The sequence below is a fragment of the Lysinibacillus parviboronicapiens genome, assembly GCF_003049605.2.
In the GTDB taxonomy this organism is placed as follows: Bacteria; Bacillota; Bacilli; order Bacillales_A; family Planococcaceae; genus Lysinibacillus; species Lysinibacillus parviboronicapiens.
Genome location: NZ_CP073713.1, coordinates 1978608 through 1998528, shown reverse-complemented (window position 1 = coordinate 1998528; position 19921 = coordinate 1978608). Strand labels below are relative to the sequence as shown.

Sequence of the window (19921 nt, the reverse complement as noted above, 5' to 3'; positions counted from 1 at the left end):
TATGCTCTTTATTTAAAAAATGAGAAATCTCTAATCGGGCTCCATACTTGAAGGAGTTACAGTATGGAACAATGACAACTGATCGTGTGATTGGTTTGTATATTACAATTTAGCAACGTAAAAGCAGATAGTATTATTCTGAACGAACACGCTTAATAGAGAAGTCCCGATACACCTCAATTTTTACTAAAACACGAACGAAAGCTCTTATTAAAGGGGTCACTCTTCCTCATTTATCAATATGTTTATATTTCTTTATAACTTTTTTGTGACAAATAATATGTCTCATAATCTCTTAGGTGGAAAAATAATCGTATAATCCCCCATAAATTACCTATATAATTATGTATAAATTTAGATTATACGGTAATAAAATACTCATTCATTACTGAATTATATGTATTTTATACTATATTTGCTTAATTATGTGAAAAAAACTATTCTTTTTGGTGTAACAAAATTTACTCAAAGGGGAATATAGGATGAGAAATAGAGGGAAATTAGTACAAAAAACTCTAACTATAGCTGCTATTGCATCTATGGGGACAACATTTGCTTTAGCATCACCAAGTTTGGCTAGTGCGGATCAAATTAATACTTCTGAAGTACCTAGTGGTATACTAATAGAAGAAAATACTCCAACTAGTATTAATAAAAATGCTGTTGGTATTACAGATGTTCAATCCGAATTGAATAAAATTGGAACATACTATTATACTAACGAAATTGCAGGTACAAAAATCGAGTCATGGCCTACACTGACTTTTAAGGCAAAACCAGATAGTGTTGAGACAAAGCTTGACTTTAGTATTACGGGTACTTTAAATAAATTGAACTATGATACTACAACGGTCGACTACGTAACAATAGGTGAACTTGATAATACAAAAACTCCTACGGAACAGACGCTTACAACATCTAGTTATACCAAGAGTGTACAAGAAACAGTATCGACAGCAACGCAAAATGGTTTTAAATTTGGAGGGGCTGGTGACTTATTATTAAAAGTTCCACTGCTCTTAGATAATATAAAAATAAATGCAGAATTTAATTCTTCTACTACAAAAACACAAACAACGTCCGAGACAAAAACAATAACATTACCTTCACAAAATATAAAAGTGCCACCGGGTAAAAAATATAGAGCAGTCGTTGTATTTGAACAATTAAATTTTTGGGGTGATGTTTCGTTTACCGGTGAAGGAATTAATCCGATGACTACAATAAAGGGAACTGCAACATATTGGGCTCCAAATGGTATGGGTGCTTGGAAAGAATACACTTGGAATAAATATACTGCTCTTTTTTGGAAGGAACTAACTGATGCTCAGAAAAAGGATTTAAATGGAATCGAATTCATTTACAATCCAAATACTGGTGGAGTTAAAATAAAAGCACAAGGAACTGGTAAAGTCGAAGGTATAATGGGTAGTAAAATAGATGTAGATATTTTAGATGTTACAAATCCATCAAAACATGAATTAGTAGAAACAAGAAGTTATCATTAATATTTTGAAGAAGTTCCAAACACTTTGATAGTAAGCAATCGACCAGGCGCTCATTTTTAAGTGAGTACCTGGCCTTTTTTCGTTTAGTATTCTCTTACTTTATTTGAGCTAAGAACGTACTATATAAAACCACTTATTTATGGTTATCTTAAAAGTAGAAGGAATTCTTTTATTCAATATTAATTCCGCATTTGCAGTACCTTCGATTGCGAAATTTAGTGCAGGAGGATTTATTACTGATGAAATATAAAATACCAGTAACAAACGATCACCAGTGGAGACAGGCACTGGCTCGATTTCTGTTGAACCAAAGGTTATTCCTGCAGGAACTCCAGCAACAGGTGGTATTGTTAACATTAAAAAAATCACTACTCCGAAAAAACAATGAATATCCTAAGGAACAAACCAAATTGGATGCCAAACACTCACCATTTCCCCACTCAAAAATATTGTCACACCGGCTATCATAATAAAAGTAGTCACAACTTGCCCCCAATAAGTCCAATCGTGTTAGACACGATCGTTGAAATCGTCATTGATAAAATACCAGTAACAAAGCAACTAGAAAAATGACCTGCAAAAACGTAATGTCATACCAAAGAATACCTTCGTTTAGTTTTGGAATCAGGTCACTAATTTTGTCACCCACGATTTTTGGTTAAGAACCGATTTTACAATTCTATTACATAAAAATGCTATGCTAATGATGAGGTGATTCTGGTGGCAATCATTTTAATTGTTGAAGATGAAATTCCAATCAATGAGCTAATTAAAAGAAATGTCCAATCAGTTGGACATAGATGTATTTCTGCTTTTGATGGAATGAAAGCCATTGATAAACTTGCACAGCAAGAAATAGATCGATCTTGTATTGCTAGATATTATGCTTCCAGAGATTGATGGATATGAGGTATTTCAGCAGATTCATGGGACGCAACTATCTTTTTGACAGCTCCAAGCAGTTTGTCAGATAAGGTAAAGGGGCTGACTCTTTGAGCTAGTGATTACCTTGTTAAGCCATTTGAGATGCTGGAGCTGTTGGCGCTTAGTAGATTGCTCGAATTGGAACAGCTTTACGAAAAAACGGACATTCTCCAGTTGCCTTTATGAAGCATCACAACTTTATTCAAAGCTACAATTTTCAGATTAAATTCATTTTAGGGTTGTATAGTATATTGAATATAATTTAACAGGGGGAAAATAACTTTGAAAATATTACTCGCAGAAGATGATGCCCGTTTAAGAAAAAATATCGTATATATTCTTAGAAAGGAATTTCACCACGTGGTCGAAGTGGATAACGGACTAGACGCGCTCGACAATACCTTTTCCGAAAGGTATGATTTGCTAATTTTAGATTGGATGATGCCTCAACTGAGTGGTATTGAGGTTTGTAAACAACTGCGAAATACAGGTTTTAGTGGTGGTATTTTGATGCTGACTGCAAAAGATGATACCGCTGATATTATTCAAGGTTTAGATAGTGGAGCAGATGATTACTTAGTAAAACCTTTTAAGGTGGAGGAACTTTTAGCAAGAATTCGCGCTGTACTGCGAAGAAAAGAAAAAGTAATCGAACAAGTCATCCAAGTAGAAAATTTACAACTTAATATAGATTCTCGCGTTTTTCTTCGTGATAATACTGAAATTGAATTAACTAAAAATGAGTTTTCACTCTTAGAATTCCTATTCATCAATAAGGGGCGCGTGCTTACAAGAGAACAAATATGTATTTACATATGGGGCTATGATTTTGTCGTTTCAAATAACTCCTTGGATGCACTTGTGAAACTCGTCCGAAAAAAAATTGATGATAGCCAGGAAAAGTCGCATATTCAAAATGTAAGAGGGATTGGCTATAAACTGAGGGATTACTGTGTTTAATAAAACAAGAAAAAAATTATCATTATTATATGCCACCATTTTCTTTTCGTTTTTTTCTCTCTTCATCATTATTCTTTATTTTTCACTCGTAAAGTTGATGGATACTCAACAATTAGAAGAACTAGAATCCATCTATACAAAACAAAAACATGATTTTTATGAATACAAGGATCATGACAAGAAAAATTTGAGCTATGATCCAAACCGTAATTTTTTCTATTATATTTATACAAACAATCATATATTTGTTCACGGTGACGAATCCTATAAAGGCCTGAAAACACAATTAGAGGAGCTCTTTACAAAAAGCAATACAAATGAAAAATCAGTGCGTCATTTCGAATGGCAAAATGAGCATTTCCTTCTCCTGAAAAAACCTATTTACGAACGTAATGCGGTTGTTGGATACATAATTTTAGGGAAATCCATCACTTCACAACAACACTTTTTCGAAAAAACAATTCAGTTACTTATTCTGTTAACTTGTATTTCGACAGTCTTAATTGGACTCCTTAGTTACTATATGGCAGGTAAAGCAATGGTTCCTATTCGATGGTCATATGGTAAACAGAAAAAATTTGTTTCAGATGCCTCTCATGAATTGCGCACACCACTCAGTATTTTTTATAGCTCGCTCGATATATTAGATCTAGAAGAAGCTACAAATATAAGCCCTTTTGGCAAAGAATTAATTCATGAAATGAAAGACGAGGCTCAATTAATGAAAGGATTGTTGGAAAAATTGTTATTTTTAGCTCGTCATGATCAGCAACAATGGAATCCGCATATAGGAGTTATACCTCTTTCCAAAATGCTAGAAAAAGTTAGTGCAAAATTCCAAAAAATAATGCCTCCTGAAATACAGTTTGGTACACAAATTGAAGAAAATATAGAGCTACTTGGAGATGCAACAAAGATACAAGAACTACTCTATATATTATTGGAAAATGCTATTTCGTACTCTAAAGATGGGAAAATAACACTCACCCTTTTAAAATATAGAGATTCTATTGAAATTGCGGTAACCGATCAAGGAATTGGTATTCCAGAGCATGAATTATCCTTAGTCTTTGAACGATTTTATCGTAGCGATGCTGCACGCCAAAGAAACGGAACTGGTTTAGGTCTCTCAATAGCAAAAGCGATTGTTGAACAGCATGATGGGAAAATTTTTGCTACAAGTAAAGTAGGAACAGGCACAACATTTCATATTGTATTTCCAATTTGAATAATAAAAGCATCAATCCTTCCCCTTTTTCTGGGAGGAGTTGATGCTTTTATCACCTAGATGGACGTATTATTTTTCGGGGAGATGTCTTTTTTCAAACTCTCTTGGCTCATTCTTCGCAAAACCAATATAAATAAAGTGAAACCAGCTGTTAACGCATAAAAAATCAGTACAAATAAATTTTCAGTATCAGTACCAATGATTATGCCATGGAAAAGTGAAAGTAACCACGCAGGTAACACAAGCAAATGCATATTCTTCCACATGGATCGATTCATTGTTTTAATCCATAGATCTGAAGTCATTAACACCACCAAAAAACAATAAAAAGCAATTGTGCCAAGACCAGAGGCTACAGACTTATAGTCAGCGGCAAAAGGAATCAAAACTTCCACTAAATTATAAGGCTTATAGCTGTCAATCATTAGTACAAGCATATGGGCTATTAATGTGAACAACCCCATCCAACCTGCATTTTGATGTATTTGATAAAGTAAATTTTTATGTGATCTTACAAATGGTGATTTTCTTAATAACCCAAAAATAATTGAGATTGTAAAATAAAAATAGGCTAAAAATCCAAATAGTCTTATCCATTCCCATGTACTAGTTAACAACTTCTCTCCCCCTTGACGTCATCCAATAACCCGCTTGTCCTTCTTTGACAATAAACCGAGCATTTCGTTGACAATTTGTTTCAAACCACTGTTGTTGCTCACTTTCATCTATTAGGAAACAAAGCTTTGCCCATACTTCGGCATCACACAATGAAGATGTTACGACCGTCGCTTGCAACACATCTGTTTTGGCAACCTCACCTGTTCGTCCATTCAATAGATGATTCTTCGTAATATTATTTTGTGTCCAACTTCTAAAAATGCGATTAGAAGTGGCAATTGCGCCCGTGCTAATATTGACATAGCTAATTTCTTTATCAATCTTTTTAGGATCTGCAACACCAATCTTCCATATCTTCTCCCCTGTAGACCACAGTTTCATATCACCACCACCATCTATAATGCCGTAATCAGGGGCAACCTCATTTTCTAGCCAATTAGCTAGCGTTTCTATGGCATACCCTTTAGCAAATCCACCCAAATCAATTTCCTGATTCGCTAGTTTCATTACCTGCTGATTGTTTAAAAATTGAAATGGCTTTCCTGAGATAGAGTTTACATTTGAGGATTGATGCTTAGCCATTTCAAATGGGAACGACTGATTGTAGCCCTGCTGCTCCAGCTGCAACTTCAAATAAGGTGAGAATAATCCATTGGATTGAAGATAATATTTATTTGCTCGTTGTAAACAATCATAAAGTGACGAATTTAGTCGCAATGTCTCGCCAATTTTTAATTCATTTAATAGTGATAACTCATTATTAGGTAGAAACCTTGACCACTCTTTTGCTACGTACTGCAACCATTTTTCAGCCCGGTCTTTCCAATTAGTATTTTTGCCTTTTGGAATAGCTATAAAAAAATCGGTATTCATTAATTGTAGGGAAAGTGTGTCCATCGTCATCATCTCCACTATGTTCTTTTTGTTTTTCGATCACTCTTTGAATTTTGATTTGCAACTTGAACTTCAAAATTTGCCCAATCGAGTTGGACAAGCTTTTTTTCTTTCTCCGTCATATTTTTCTCTTGTTGTGCAGTAATTTGAAGATCATTTGAATTGTTTGTTTTTGCTTGTATTGAAGTGTTTATTTGCGTTAATAGTACGGCAGATAACATCACTCCTGATGCACCTAATATCCATTTCGCTTTTTTCGGATCTTTCATTGTTCACCACTCCTTCCTATTTGATTAAAAGTTGACATAAAAATACTTGACTGTCTTCTTGCCATTCGACCACGTATCCTAAGCCATTTGTAATGACACATATTGGCACATAGAGTTCCTCATTTAAATAGAATGAAGATGCAGGTAATGGTGTTTTAACATTGTTATCATAGGCAACATTTGTTCCTGAGCGGAAAACTAGTTCATTCTCTTGATATTGTATAACTAAGATTTTGCTTGTTTTGTAAAAGGTAGCTTTTGCGCCTAAAAGCTGTGCCACCGTTTTCCCTGGTACAAAAAACTCCCCGTCTTTTGGGATAACATAAAAATTTAATTCTTTATTCATATCTGCTACTTTCAAATTGACTAATTTGGACGCGCTGAAAGGCAAAACCTCTTTCTCCATAACTAATTCTCTTGACCAAATATTCCAAGTACCTTTTTCATATACTTCACCATTCATTTTATAGGATTCATCAAATTCGTAACGATCATCGTCATCGTCATCATATTCGTAACGATCATCATCGTCGTACTTCTCATGTTTCTTATACTCGTGTTCATTGTCATCATCAGCTCGAACACTTAATCCAAATATGAATGTACAAGTTAATAACAAAGCCACAATCAAACTGATTCTCTTTTTTTTCATGGAAACTACCCCCTTCATTTGACTACATTGTAGCTAAGAAAAATGATAGGAATCTGAAATTTGATTTTTTTTCATAAAAAAACAAGCTATCTTCAAGTCAATTTCACCTGATTCAGGATATATATTGTTATGTTCTATGTTATTAAGCTTTACGACACAAACATTTAAAATACTTTTATCCCCAAATCCTGCTTCGTAGATGCTCTTGCTAAGTAAGAGTGTTAAGAAAATTAATGATTTTATTTTCTCCGATAAACCTATAAATAAAAAAGCCATTATTTCTTTTATCGAAGAAATAATGGCTTTTGCTCTCCTTTGGGACGGACAAAGGTAGAGACAGTTCCCTTTTTAGGTTGTGACACCCTAGTACTGTTATACAACAGTAACTTAGAAAAGTGCTTCATCAATATCTGCTATTTATGACGCCATTTTTTTGAGTGGGCTCAAGTGAAATGTTCTCCATGACTTTCATCATTTAAATTTAAACTAAAAAACTCGACCCAGGAATAATGGATCGATTTTTTTAGTTGGTTTCATTTTTTCTGTTTTCATATATATCGCTGAATGTCAGTACCCGACTTTGTTGCCAATATCTACAGACAGTAACAACTTTTTTTCGATACAACACTTATTACTAACATTCTTTTTATCTCTACAAGTAATGTAATTTTTGTTGTTCGCTGGCGCTATCTTCGTTATCTTAATAAAAAAATTATGTGATTTTTAATTGAGCTACAGAAATTAATAATCCTTCCTTTTGATTAAGAGTACCCCATAAGATAGACACTAAAAAGTTTATCTTATTGGGTACTTTTTTTGATATGCGAAACATTAGAAAATGTAAAAAAGAATGTTATATCTGATTCTGTTAATATTTAAATTGGCTAATGAGCTGTTTTAATACGTCTGCCATATGCGCAAGAGCTTGTGCAGAAGCATTAATCTCTTCCATCGAAGCTAATTGTTCCTCTGTAGACGCTGCAACGTCCTCTGAAGCAGCTGCATTTCCTTTTGCGGAGAATGCCAAATTCTCCGTAATAGCCGTCACCTCTTGTACACTTGCTGACATCTGTTCAGACGCAGATGATACCTCTTCCATTTTAGGAGTTATTTTAACCATGCTTGTTTTAATCACTTGGAATTTCGCGATTGCTTCATCCGATACATGAAGTCCATTTTGAACATCCTCTGTAACTTTTGCCATGATATTTACGGATTGTTCTGTTTCTAACTGAATGCCATGGATTAGCTCGAAAATTTGTTGTGCAGATTCCTGTGATTGCTCCGCCAGCTTTCTTACTTCATCAGCAACAACCGCAAAGCCTTTTCCATGCTCCCCTGCTCTTGCTGCCTCAATTGCTGCATTGAGAGCCAGTAAGTTAGTTTGATCTGCGATGCTTGTAATGACATCTAAAATTGACGTAATTTGTTGAGAGCGTTCATGTAATGTTTGAATTTTCGTGTTAGAATCTGTTACTGATAAATGGATAGAATGCATTTGATCTTTTGTATTTTGGACTGCCTTTCCACCCTCATCAGCCTGTAGCGTTGCATGCTGTGAAAGGTCCGTCACAATAGAAGATATCTCTGCGATATGAAGAATAGCCTTAGAAAGCTCCTGTAACGATTCTGCATTCTTATTGGCACTCGTTGTTTGTGTGTCTGCACTCGAAGCGACATCTTGAATCGATATAGCCACCTTTTCTGTAGCAATGCTTGTTTGATTAGCATTGGCTGTTAGCTCTTCTGCCGACGAGGCTACCTCTTCAGCATTTTGTTCAATTTTTTGAATAAGAGTTCTTAAACTGTCTTGCATATCGTTAAAGGCTTGCCCTAGCTGTCCAATCTCATCCTGAGATTTTACCGCCACTTTCTCAGTTAAATCACCCTTACTTATGGTTACTGCACTATCCTTGAGCGATTTAATCGGTTTTATAATCGCCTTCATGACAAAGAAGAATACAATCGCACTGATTACAATTGCAGCGATTAGTACGAGAAACGTTTTATACAAAATAGAGGATGCTGATTGGTCAATTTCCTCCGCAAAAATTGTTCCAGTAATTTTCCAATTTGTCAGTTCATTCGTTGTAAAGAACAAAATTCGGTCATCGCCGTCAAAGACATAATCATACGTGCCAGATTTGCTGTCGTACATTTGATTAAGGAAGTTCTCGTTTAATTTCTTACCTGCTTCTAAAGTAGGATGTGAAATGACCAAATTATTATCACCAAAAATAGAAGGATATCCATTTTTTCCGATACTAATAGAGTCCGAGACTTTTTGAAGGTCTGTCAATTTTATATCAATTGCCACTACCCCAGATTGATCCTTTACCTGACGAGCAACTGTAACGACCATATCTCCAGTACCTGCATCAATGTAAGGATTTGTAATTAAAGTTTCGCCCTTTAATTCATTGGCCTTTTTATACCAATCCCTTTCCAACGGATTATAATCTGCACTATTTATTTTTGGTTCTTGAATAAATGCTCCCTCATTTGTTCCAACATAAATACTTAAAACATCTGGACTCAGCTTCATATATTGTTGAAAATTTTCTAGTATTGTCGATTCCTTCTGATCGTACTGAGAAGACGTTATTTCATTGCTAAAAATAGTGATTTCGTTTATTTTTTCGCTAATGGTTTTATCAATTAACGAATTTAAAATTTCCACACTTACATCTGCACTAAAAAGTATTTCTTCTTTTATCGAATTTTTTGCTGAAAGATACGATAAGCTTCCTACAGAAATAACTGGGATTAGTAAGATAAGAGCAAATAATGTGTACAGTTTACCCTTAAAGGTTCCAAATAATTTTTTCAAAAACAGCTCTCCTTTTGTCTTCATTTAGTTTTTAAAATGTGTTGTTAGTTTCTTTTTAAAGAATGCCGCCCCCTACTCTTATAATCTTCCCTTATTTTATCGTTTAAATTTCACCCTAAGCTTTTATCGGACGAAATACTTAAATTCAAACCCACTTTTTCATTTTTTTGATTTTCGTAACATAAAACCTTCTATTTTTGCATTTCTTCATCACTCAACTAAAATAAAGCCCCTACCTATCGCTGGATATCACCCTGAATACAATAAGGAATCTGAAGAAGAATGGTATCAAACGAACGACAGGTACATTTATCAACTCGGATCAAGGCTTCAACTATATCAATCCATGTCACATTGAGGAAACTGTTGGGATAAACCACAAGAACAAGAACAGGATTTCAATTGACTAATTTTTCAGAATATAATATGATGATTGTACAGAACAACCTCTATTGTTCTGTATCTCACTATTTGCGTAATGTACAGGCGCTATGTTTTTTACAAACTTAAACGACTTCAGCGGGCTTACAATTGAATATTGATATTGTTTGAACAAAATTTCCGAAAGATTAACGGGCGTATCGCGTCACCGATTATCTTTTGACATAAGCATGTGAGAGAAACGAATAAAAGTGAACACTTTCCCTTAGAAATTAGATTTTGTTAACCCGCATAGTGAACGTACAATACAAAATAAGTGAACCCACAGTTAGTTTTGTTTTCACGGCCAAGTAGGCGTACACCCATTGCTAGCAGCAGTGTGATGGATTTTTTCATTAATTGATGTTACCTTCTTCTATTCAGAGTGTTGGATATGTGTGAACGTAACTCCTCCCTTTAATGGGAAATGAATCACCTCGTAACTGCTTACAATTTGTGAAATGCTGTTCATCTGAGTCGCGTTAACAACAAATAGAATGATCGTTTTAGGCAACGATTTTTCCGAAGTACGGAACATTTAAGCCATCAGTAATAACGAAGCACTAAGCTTGAAGGAAGTAGGAACTAAAGTGATGTTATGTAATACCTTCCCGCTGAAGGAACAATAAAAGCTGCCCATCTTGATAATAGATGTTGGCAGCTTTTATTTTGCCTATCCTTGTTGCCGCAATATCCCCGATTTGCACCCGATCCTAAGCGTTTTGCGCCTGCATACTCAACGACACCAGCGCACTGTCAAATGATTAGCGAACAGCGCCAATGACTTCATCAATTTCCGCAAGTAGTGCCGCATTTTTCATCGTTGTGCTTAATTTCAAGTGGCTTTGATCGACTTGCATAACGGCTACATGCATGCCCTCCTTCAAGCTTGCACTTGGGACAGGCATCATGCTTTCCGTATCGAATGTCATGAGTAAGTCGGGAAATTTAGATTGGATAGTTCCTGCTTTTGCTAATGTCATATACTCGTTCCAGAATGTTAAGGAGAAGTCCTCCACCATTAACTTGCCTACGTCAAAGCCATTTTCCTTTGTTAGAGAATAGTCTGTTACTTTTCCAGAGACAATGTGTACGCCATGCAAGTGACGCAAGACATTTTGCAATTTTTCATCCATTGTTTGTCCCTTAAGGTAGCTATAGCCTAGCGCAATGGCATCAGAAATGGCATATGGTGCGCCATGTTCTTTTAAATAGCCAATGGTTACTGGGTTTCGCGTTACCCCCACCATGCCACCAGCTAACACGGAAGCATGGCGAACGCTTTTGGCCGTATTTTGCAAATCCCCTTCTACAAAACCTTGTAATGCCCATTTATTTTTTCCACCAGCATAAAATTGCACGGATTGATAATGTGGTTGTTCGTGTAAATTCAAGGAACCCATGATGCCTGTTGGATGTGCTCGCCCATTACAAGGGGCATCCACGACTGGTACATGTAATAACACCGATTGCAGCCAGCCATTAATTGTCGTAATGGCCCCGTTTTCGTTCGTAATGATGCCTTTTAGTCGATTAGCCATATAGCTATTCATCTTGCTAAAGCTCCAGCATAGCTGTTCATTTGATATATATTGATTGGCCGCTGACGGAGCACCCACCATGGCCACACAAGCGATTAAATCTTCCTCGCTCAATTCGGATATATCCATTAACTGAGGTGCCCCAACAGCGAAAATTGCCTCCACAAGCCTTAAGCCTTCCTCTAATAGGCCACCCCCACCGCCTCCTAGAATCGTACCGCCATAGACAGCAGCAATACCATCTTCATACGTTAGCACTTTTACCATCAAGATACCCCCTTGCTATTTACCCATTTTGAAAATGGAAGAGAAGAAACTATATAAAGCATCTCCAGCAATGACACCCGCTGCAAACACCGTCATTTCAGACTCTTTCTTTCCTTTCGTGACTTTCGTGAAAATAATACGCAGTAAAATACCGATTAATACTGCCCAGCCGGCAAGGGGATTAACAAGCAATAAACCTGTCGCAAACAAGATACCCATTTGTCTCTTTGACCCACCAAGAAGTTGAATCAAGGCGCCTGGAATGGCCCAAATCATTAACTGTTTCGCCACGTCGCCTGTAACGCCCGATTGAATAGTTGCCGCATAAACATGGTTGACCGGCGCTACTAAATCTTGTGCAAAATAAGATTTGTACGATAGTAAAACTACAATGGCAGAAATAGAAAAGGCTACTATTCCAGCGATCATTTGCTGTTTGCGCCCTTCTTTTTCTAATGCTGGATCACTGCCGTGCCCACGTAAAATATAACCCGTTTTCAAATCATAGCCCATATCCGCAAATGCCACACCTGTTGCTGCACTATAGCCTGCCAATAGCGCAAGGGCTGGCGGCGGAAAACCAATCAAAATGCCGACAATCAGTGTAATAAACGCGACAGCAAATGCTGGGAACCAACCAGCATGCATGGCGGCAATACCCACAATAAGCTCATGTACAAAAGCCGCAATGGTTGCGAACACGATAAAGGCTATTAACATACCAAAAGACATGTGAGAAATGATTCCACCTAATAATGCGATTAATAATGAAATCATTAAATATGCGATAAATCCGGCACCAAAGGCCTGTCTGATTTCTTTTTCATCTTTTGAATATTGCCATTCTTCTGTCTTTTTAGCAGACTTCTTTGTTAATAATGCAAAAGCTACTTGGAACAGCGCCACAATCCCTGCACCAATCATAATGCCATGCGGAATATAGTATTGATTTAAATCTACATTAAATAATTGAACCGAATAGCCTCTAAGTAAAAGACCGATTCCAAACATGGTCAGCGCCCAAATATTGCCGATAAACGCGACACCAAAAGCTGACATTGGAATTTTTAGTACGGAGCCCACAATACCAACTAACACACCACCGATTAAAACTTTTGCATTCTTACCGCCCTTATCTCCAGCTTTAATCGCTTCAGCAGTGGCAATCCCCGGTGGCCAAGTACCAGCCGCCGGGAAAATCTTCGTATCAAAAAATTTATATAATAATAAAGCATCCACAAACATCGCTAAAATCACACCAATAAATAATGGTAGAACTAAAGATTCATAACCTAAAACATAAGGAATTCCAATAGGCAACATTAAACTACTCGCTGCACTAAACGTTGCCGCGGATATCGCCGTTTGAATAATATTTTGTCTATGCACTGATTTGAACGCTATGAATTTTCCAATCGGAATTCTTCCTAAAATCATGGCGAAGATAGCACCGACAATCGACGTATTTGCAGAAATCCCTAAAGAAGTAATCAGTTGCATCCCAATGATGGCACCAACAACAGATGTAAACACGATCATCAGTAGAGTCATAGGTTCTAAGGCTCTAGGATGTAGTACTTTATTATTCATGAAATCAGCTCCTATCTTGTTTTATAGTTTAGTAATGTGAGATTGAATTTGATGAGAAACTTGTAATAGCTGTTCAAGCATATATTTCTCTCTCTGTTCATCCATGTCATATATCAAACCAGAAATCGTAAGAGACGCCATAATCTCTTTCTTGTTATTGAATAATGGAACACTTATACCAAAAGCATGTTCATTGTACTCACCTACTGTCATACACCAATTATGTTGTCGAATGGTTTGCAGCTCATTTTTCAAGTGCGCAAGAAGCTGTTTATGTTCTTCTTCAGACTGTTTTTCATGAAAATATGCTAACAATTCAAGCTGTTGTTCTTCCTCTAAATAGGCAAACATTACTTTACAGGAAGCACCGATATAAAGCGGTGTTTTCGTTCCTAATGACACCGCATATTTTATATTCTTACTACTTTCAGCTATTTTGGTTGTGACACCATATTCATTATCCATATAAGTTAGAAATACGGATTCATTGATTTCACTCGCGAGATTTTGCATCAATTCATAAATGGCCGAATGCGGGTCACTTGAATGCGAAAGGACGTCATAAAATATAAACATTTTGTAGCCCATTTTATATTTTTTAGTACTTTCATCTTGTATTAGGTACCCTGCTTCTGTAAATGTATTGATTGTTCTTTGTACAACGCTTGTATGCATGTTTGTCATGCGTGAAATTTCACGCACTCCTAATGCGTTTTCTGTTGATGCAAAACATTCTAGTATAGCCAATGAGTTTTTTAACGTCTTGACAGTCATTACCTGCTCCTTCTCTATGTGTTTTTATAGCGATAGAACTTGTGTGCCATGTCCAAAGAAATGTATTCATTTAACAAGTCCTTTTCGATTGCGTCTATGCTTCTCTCCTCGGGGCTGCCATAACCGCCCCCTGTTGCCGTAACAAGCTCTAGTTGATCTCCTTTGTGCAGTTCATAATTTGCGAGTACACCAATTGGCCCAACCTTTGTGCCATCTTGTTTATGAATAATCAGATAGTTATGTGAGCCTTCATGTCCGCCATTTAAGCCAAAAGGTGAAAATTGATGTCTACCTAAGTTGACTGAAACCTTTTGCCCATCATTATTTATGCTATAAACTCGACGCACCCCTAAACCACCTCTAAATTTTCCTGCTCCTGCACCATCACAGTTTAAGCTATATTCATCGATATGGATACCATATTTTGTCTCCGCTATCTCTACAGGGAGGTTATACGTTTCCCCATCCCCCATACAATATTGCCCGCTTTGCCCATCAACATCATTGGAGGCACCCCAACCACCAACAGAAGGCTCAACAATTAGGAATGAATCGTCATTGTGTGGGTTTTTGCCCGTTAAAATAAATGTACAAACTGACTGTAAATGGCCTGCTGAAAGTCTGTCTGGCAGGTGCTGCGCAAGTGCTTTCCATATTAAATCGGCTGCGCCAATACGCGCCTCAAAGTTCATAGAAACGGGATGTGGTCGTTTGGCAGAGACGATTGAATTTTCATCTGTTATGATTTTCAAACGATGAAATACCCCTTCATTGATGACATCAATATCACCCAGTAACGCTAAAAACATCACCCTCACACTGGCCATTAATCCAAATTGTGAACAGTTGACAGGTACATGCACCGCCGGATGTGACCCTCTGAAGTCACAAATAAATTGTTGGTCACTAATGGTCACCTTTACTTTTATAGGATATGGTCCACCTTTTAATGGATCACCCTCAATAAAGTCTTCGGCATAAAACTCACCCTTTGGTAAATGTTGCAGTTCGAGTTGTGCTATTTTTTCACCCTTATCCAATAACTTTTGGATGGACAATTTTACAGCATCCGCACCGAATTTCTGACAAAGTTCACGTATGCGTTTTTCGCCTGTTTTCAATGCGGCAACTTGTGCCAACATATCGCCGATGGATAGTTCTGGTAAACGAACATTGGTCGCAATGATTTCATAGACCGCTGCACTCAGTTCACCTTTTTGATAGAGCTTAACCCCTGGTAACTGTAAGCCTTCTTGATAGATTTCATTTGAATTGCTAGTAAATGAACCTGGGTCCATTCCGCCAACTTCTGTCCAGTGCGCTTTATTGGCCGAATAAGCGATTATTTCTCCCTTGTAGAAGATAGGTAGTACTAAGCCAACATCGGATAAATGCGAGCCACCCCCAACATAGGGGTCATTAATAATAATGACATCACCTTCGTGTAAATCCGCACCGCCATTAAACTTGTCAATAACATGCTGGACCATTGGACTTAACATACCGATAAAGCTGGTCACACCGTTTCCTTGGCTAATCAAATTACCTTTTGCATCGGTTAAGCCACATGCATAATCTAAAACCTCATAGATAACAGGACTCATTGAAGAACGGGCTAAAGCGACAAACATTTCATCTCCGATGGCCAGCAACGAATCCTGAATAATTTCTAACGCAAAAACATCTTTATTCATGCTTTACTTCCCCTCCATCTCTACAATTAGGTTGCCGTATTTATCCATTGCAATGGATTGCTTGTCATAGATGACTACCGTAGAGCTAGGACTTTCGACAATGGCTGGGCCTTGAATCACATAGCCGGGCACTAACTTTTGCTGATCATAAACATTTACATCTACCCAACCTGTATGTTTTACATATAATCGACGTGTCGATTTCATGCAAGTGGTACTATCAATGTGCGAGAAATCTAATTCCTTAAATTGAATCGCTTCATCTTTACCATAAATCGTGATATGAAGATTCACGAGCTCAATCGGTGTTTGAGGTAACTCAAAAGAAAATTCTTGTTGATGTTTAATATGGAAGGCTGTTGTTAAGCACTGTAGTTCCGCCTCATCGAGACAATCATTGGATGAGTTTAACTTTACAGTGTGCTCCTGGCCTTTATAACGTAAATCGTAATTCATTTCAACATGATAATGCTCTTGTGCGAATGGCGCTTCAGCATAAGCTTTTTGCATCACTTCTGCCATATTTCGTTGAATTTCCGCTAAATGATTTTTATGGAAGTTCAATAAATTAGTTTGGATATAATCTTGTCGGTATTCGGTCATCATCATACCTAAAGCTGAAAAAACGGATGAACCATATGGAATAATGACTTTTTTCATGCCTAATTCTTGTGCTAAATGAATAGCATGTAGGGGACCACCGCCACCAAAGGCCACCATTGTAAACTCCGCTGGGTCATAACCTTTACGAATAGAGATTAACTTAAGTGCATTTAACATATTCGAATTGGCTATATCTAAAATTCCTTGGGCCGCCTCTTCAGCCGTAACATTAAATGGTTTGGCAATCGATTGCATAAGTGCCTCTTCAATTTTGTTCATAGCTACTGGATGATCAAAGTTCGCTAACGATAATCTTCCTAAATAGACATTCGCATCTGTAATGGTTGGTTGCGTATTGCCTAAGCCATACGCTACAGGGCCCGGATTAGCTCCGGCAGAATCTGGACCTACTTTTAATGAGCCAAATTGGTCGACTCTTGCAATGGAACCCCCACCATTGCCAATCTCCACAATATCGACAACCGGTGTTTTTATAGGATACCCAGCAAACTTATCATTTTTTTCGATATAGTAATCTGTTGTGACATTCACTTTGCCATCGGTAATCAGCGAACATTTCGCCGTTGTTCCACCAACATCAAAAGCGATAATATTGGATTCATTGAGCAGCTGACCTAATTTGGCAGCGCCGAACATGCCTGCAACAGGGCCAGATTCAACGAGGTTGATTGGCAACTCCATTGCTTTATCAAAACTGGTCGTCCCCCCATTGGATTGCATAATTTTTAAATGTTCTGTAATGCCAATTGTCCCTAATTTTTCTTGTAAACTTTTTAAATAAGCATGAGCAATTGGTTTTACATATGAATTTAAGACGGTTGTATTGGTTCTTTCATATTCTCGATATTCTTTAATGGTTTCACTCGAAAGTGTTATATAGACCTCTGGCCAAATCTTTAAAATTTCTTCTTTTAGTTGTCTTTCATGCGTTGGGTTTTTATAGCCGTGAATGAATGAAATGGCAATGGCTTCAACACCCAAGGCTTTAAATTTATTGACTAACGGAGCTACGTCATCAATGTTAAGCGCTTTCATGATATTTCCTTTAAAATCGATTCTTTCATCGATTTCTTGTCTTAAATAGCGCTCTACAAAAGGTGCCGGCTTGTTATATTTAAAATTGTACAAATCTGGTCGATTCCCCCGAGCAATTTCTAAGACATCACGAAAGCCTTTCGTCGTGATTAACCCAACTACTCCCCCTTTTCTTTCCGTTAACGTGTTAATAATAACGGTCGAACCATGAATAAATGACTCGACCAACGATTGTTCCGTTACATGTCGACGTAAGACATGTAAAATCCCATCCTCAAAATGGCCTGGCGTTGTATGCCCCTTATCAAAATGAAGATTCCCCTTTTCATCTGTGAATACTAAATCGGTAAAAGTTCCACCAATATCTGTTGCTATTTTCAAATCCTCATCTCCTTCTGTTCCGATTATAGGAACACTGTTCCATTTAGAATTAGGTAAATTATATTTAAAAAAGAAAGAAAATTCAATATATTTTTACTATAATTTTTTATTCGGCCTCTTTTTATAGTAAAAACCCGCTATTTCAATCGCTTTAACGTAAAAATCATCCTATAATTCACAAGAATTTTTCAGCAAAAGGAACCTCCCATTCCCTTTTGTTTGTCCTTGCAATGAGCGGCATCTACACCAATTTATGTGATTTTGGATTGTCGATTTTCTCCAATAAAAAAAGCCTATTCGGAAATAACTCGAATACGCTTTTTAGCGGAATGGCGCAAATCGCCGACATATTGACAAGTTAAGCCTGTTCTTTGAGAATGCCGTAATACACCAAATCCTCATATTTACCATCTTTCATAACATGGTCTTTTAAAGTCCCTTCCTTTTCCATGCCAATCTTCTCCATTACTTTTCCTGAAGCAGGGTTCGATGCAAAATAGCGTGCAAACACTTTGTGCAGTTTCTTTTCTTCAAAAGCAAATTGTAATATTGACTGCGCTGCCTCGGTCGCATAGCCATTACCCCAATATTGTTCGCCGATCCAATAGGCTAGTTCTCCTTGGTTAAAGCGTGGATGGTTCGATAATGCCATAGCGCCCAATACTTCACCACTGTCTTTGTCTGTTACCGCAAACTCATATGATTTATCTGCCATAAAATTATCATAATGATGCTCCATCCATGATAATGCATCGTTTGCATTAAGGTGTTCTACATCTGTCTGGTCAAACAAATATTACAGCAAGCCTTTTACTGTTTTTGTGGTGTAGCCAAGATTTCTGTAATGTTTTGATATTGCATAGGCAATTTCCCGGTTTGGTTCCCTTAGCTCTTCTTTCATACCTGTGTTGCAAAAGCCTATGAATTCGCCCGTATCCTTTAAGATCATGCCCAACCCCAAATAATTGTGACCACTGATATGAGGGACGGCTGACAAAAACTCTTTATTTTCAGGTATCTCATAATTTGTCACCCAGTCTAATCGTTGTGCTCTCGTGGAACGCCAGTCCGGCAAAAATTCATAAACTTCCGGTTGTGAAGTCAGTTCATAAAGAGCATCAACATCTTCCATACTAAACTCTCTCAGTAATATTTCACCACAGTCTATTGTAAATAAATTGTTCATCTCTCCATCCCCTATAGCTCGATAAAATTAAAAAATCTTCAAATCTTTTTTTAAATAGTAATGCTGAAAAACTCTACCGACATTATCTAAACTGCCAAACACTTTATAGCCATGTTTTTCATAAAAACCTAACGCTTGAAAACTTAACGTATCCACCTTTATGAAATCACAGTCTTTTTCTACAGCGATGTTCTCAAGCTCTACTAATAATGTCGTTCCCAATCCCGATTTTCGTAATTCTTCATCAATCATAAACGTATGAATTTCCAACCAGTTCCAACATACTTCAGCAAGTATGCCACCACGGACAATGCCCTTGTCATCTTTAAGAAATAAATTAATTTCTTCGTATCTGCCGCTTAAATCTTCCGGAAAATGCTTTAAATTAAATTGATAAAGCGCCTCTTCAATTTTCTGTTTATCCTTGTTATTTATTTCTTGCGTAATCGAAAAATTCATCTTTCATCTCTCCTTTTATCTTAAGAGTTGATTTGATTATAGCCGACTGACATTCCTTGAAAAACGT

At 37.0% G+C, this 19921-nt stretch carries 18 protein-coding genes; 4 read left to right on the top strand and 14 right to left on the bottom strand.

The window, feature by feature from the left end:
- The first annotated feature begins 482 nt into the window (after nucleotides 1-482).
- Nucleotides 483-1508, top strand: a complete 1026-nt coding sequence (locus C9J31_RS09420) for an ETX/MTX2 family pore-forming toxin (RefSeq protein ID WP_193767003.1) — start codon at nucleotides 483-485, stop codon at nucleotides 1506-1508.
- Nucleotides 1509-1616: 108 nt separating this feature from the next.
- Here C9J31_RS09420 and C9J31_RS09415 read toward each other — a convergent pair whose 3' ends face one another.
- Nucleotides 1617-1865 carry a hypothetical protein gene (locus C9J31_RS09415; RefSeq protein WP_153062517.1) on the bottom strand — a complete coding sequence of 83 codons (249 nt, stop codon included), beginning with the start codon at nucleotides 1863-1865 and terminating at the stop codon, nucleotides 1617-1619.
- A 363-nt stretch (nucleotides 1866-2228) separates the two neighbouring features.
- Between C9J31_RS09415 and C9J31_RS09410 the strand changes: the two genes are divergently transcribed.
- From C9J31_RS09410 to C9J31_RS09400, 3 genes are all read left to right on the top strand, one after another.
- Entirely contained in the window at nucleotides 2229-2408 is a 180-nt protein-coding gene (locus tag C9J31_RS09410; protein ID WP_238602023.1) for a response regulator, read from the top strand.
- Between the two features lie 306 nt (nucleotides 2409-2714).
- A complete protein-coding gene (locus C9J31_RS09405) occupies nucleotides 2715-3392 on the top strand; it encodes a response regulator transcription factor (protein WP_107947943.1) in 678 nt (225 codons plus the stop codon).
- Entirely contained in the window at nucleotides 3385-4620 is a 1236-nt protein-coding gene (locus tag C9J31_RS09400; RefSeq protein ID WP_107947945.1) for a sensor histidine kinase, read from the top strand. Before C9J31_RS09405 ends, C9J31_RS09400 begins: the two co-directional genes overlap by 8 nt.
- 56 nt (nucleotides 4621-4676) lie before the next feature.
- Here C9J31_RS09400 and C9J31_RS09395 read toward each other — a convergent pair whose 3' ends face one another.
- The 13 genes from C9J31_RS09395 to C9J31_RS09335 form a co-directional block, all read right to left on the bottom strand.
- Nucleotides 4677-5237 carry a ferric reductase-like transmembrane domain-containing protein gene (locus C9J31_RS09395; RefSeq protein WP_107947947.1) on the bottom strand — a complete coding sequence of 187 codons (561 nt, stop codon included), beginning with the start codon at nucleotides 5235-5237 and terminating at the stop codon, nucleotides 4677-4679.
- Nucleotides 5227-6135 (bottom strand): FAD:protein FMN transferase, encoded by a 909-nt coding sequence (locus C9J31_RS09390; RefSeq protein WP_238602021.1) that lies wholly within the window; start codon nucleotides 6133-6135, stop codon nucleotides 5227-5229. The genes C9J31_RS09395 and C9J31_RS09390 overlap by 11 nt, the downstream gene beginning before the upstream one ends.
- A gap of 14 nt (nucleotides 6136-6149) precedes the next feature.
- Nucleotides 6150-6401, bottom strand: a complete 252-nt coding sequence (locus C9J31_RS09385) for a hypothetical protein (RefSeq protein WP_107947951.1) — start codon at nucleotides 6399-6401, stop codon at nucleotides 6150-6152.
- 16 nt (nucleotides 6402-6417) lie between these two features.
- A complete protein-coding gene (locus tag C9J31_RS09380; protein WP_193767002.1) occupies nucleotides 6418-7053 on the bottom strand; it encodes a copper amine oxidase N-terminal domain-containing protein in 636 nt (211 codons plus the stop codon).
- 868 nt (nucleotides 7054-7921) lie between these two features.
- Entirely contained in the window at nucleotides 7922-9883 is a 1962-nt protein-coding gene (locus tag C9J31_RS09375; RefSeq protein ID WP_107947957.1) for a methyl-accepting chemotaxis protein, read from the bottom strand.
- A gap of 1184 nt (nucleotides 9884-11067) precedes the next feature.
- Nucleotides 11068-12111, bottom strand: a complete 1044-nt coding sequence (locus C9J31_RS09370; RefSeq protein WP_107947959.1) for an S-methyl thiohydantoin desulfurase domain-containing protein — start codon at nucleotides 12109-12111, stop codon at nucleotides 11068-11070.
- 15 nt (nucleotides 12112-12126) lie between these two features.
- Nucleotides 12127-13701 (bottom strand): OPT/YSL family transporter, encoded by a 1575-nt coding sequence (locus tag C9J31_RS09365; protein ID WP_107925758.1) that lies wholly within the window; start codon nucleotides 13699-13701, stop codon nucleotides 12127-12129.
- Between the two features lie 21 nt (nucleotides 13702-13722).
- Complete coding sequence (locus C9J31_RS09360) at nucleotides 13723-14475, bottom strand: IclR family transcriptional regulator (protein ID WP_107925760.1); 753 nt, start codon at nucleotides 14473-14475, stop codon at nucleotides 13723-13725.
- 14 nt (nucleotides 14476-14489) lie between these two features.
- Nucleotides 14490-16169 (bottom strand): hydantoinase B/oxoprolinase family protein, encoded by a 1680-nt coding sequence (locus C9J31_RS09355; RefSeq protein ID WP_107947961.1) that lies wholly within the window; start codon nucleotides 16167-16169, stop codon nucleotides 14490-14492.
- 3 nt (nucleotides 16170-16172) lie between these two features.
- Nucleotides 16173-18209 carry a hydantoinase/oxoprolinase family protein gene (locus tag C9J31_RS09350; protein WP_107947963.1) on the bottom strand — a complete coding sequence of 679 codons (2037 nt, stop codon included), beginning with the start codon at nucleotides 18207-18209 and terminating at the stop codon, nucleotides 16173-16175.
- Nucleotides 18210-18567: 358 nt separating this feature from the next.
- A complete protein-coding gene (locus tag C9J31_RS09345) occupies nucleotides 18568-19002 on the bottom strand; it encodes a GNAT family N-acetyltransferase (RefSeq protein WP_238602019.1) in 435 nt (144 codons plus the stop codon).
- A 3-nt stretch (nucleotides 19003-19005) separates the two neighbouring features.
- Nucleotides 19006-19395 (bottom strand): GNAT family N-acetyltransferase, encoded by a 390-nt coding sequence (locus C9J31_RS09340; RefSeq protein ID WP_107947965.1) that lies wholly within the window; start codon nucleotides 19393-19395, stop codon nucleotides 19006-19008.
- A 27-nt stretch (nucleotides 19396-19422) separates the two neighbouring features.
- Nucleotides 19423-19854, bottom strand: coding sequence for a GNAT family N-acetyltransferase (locus tag C9J31_RS09335; RefSeq protein WP_107947967.1), 432 nt, complete (start codon nucleotides 19852-19854; stop codon nucleotides 19423-19425).
- Nucleotides 19855-19921 lie beyond the last annotated feature (67 nt).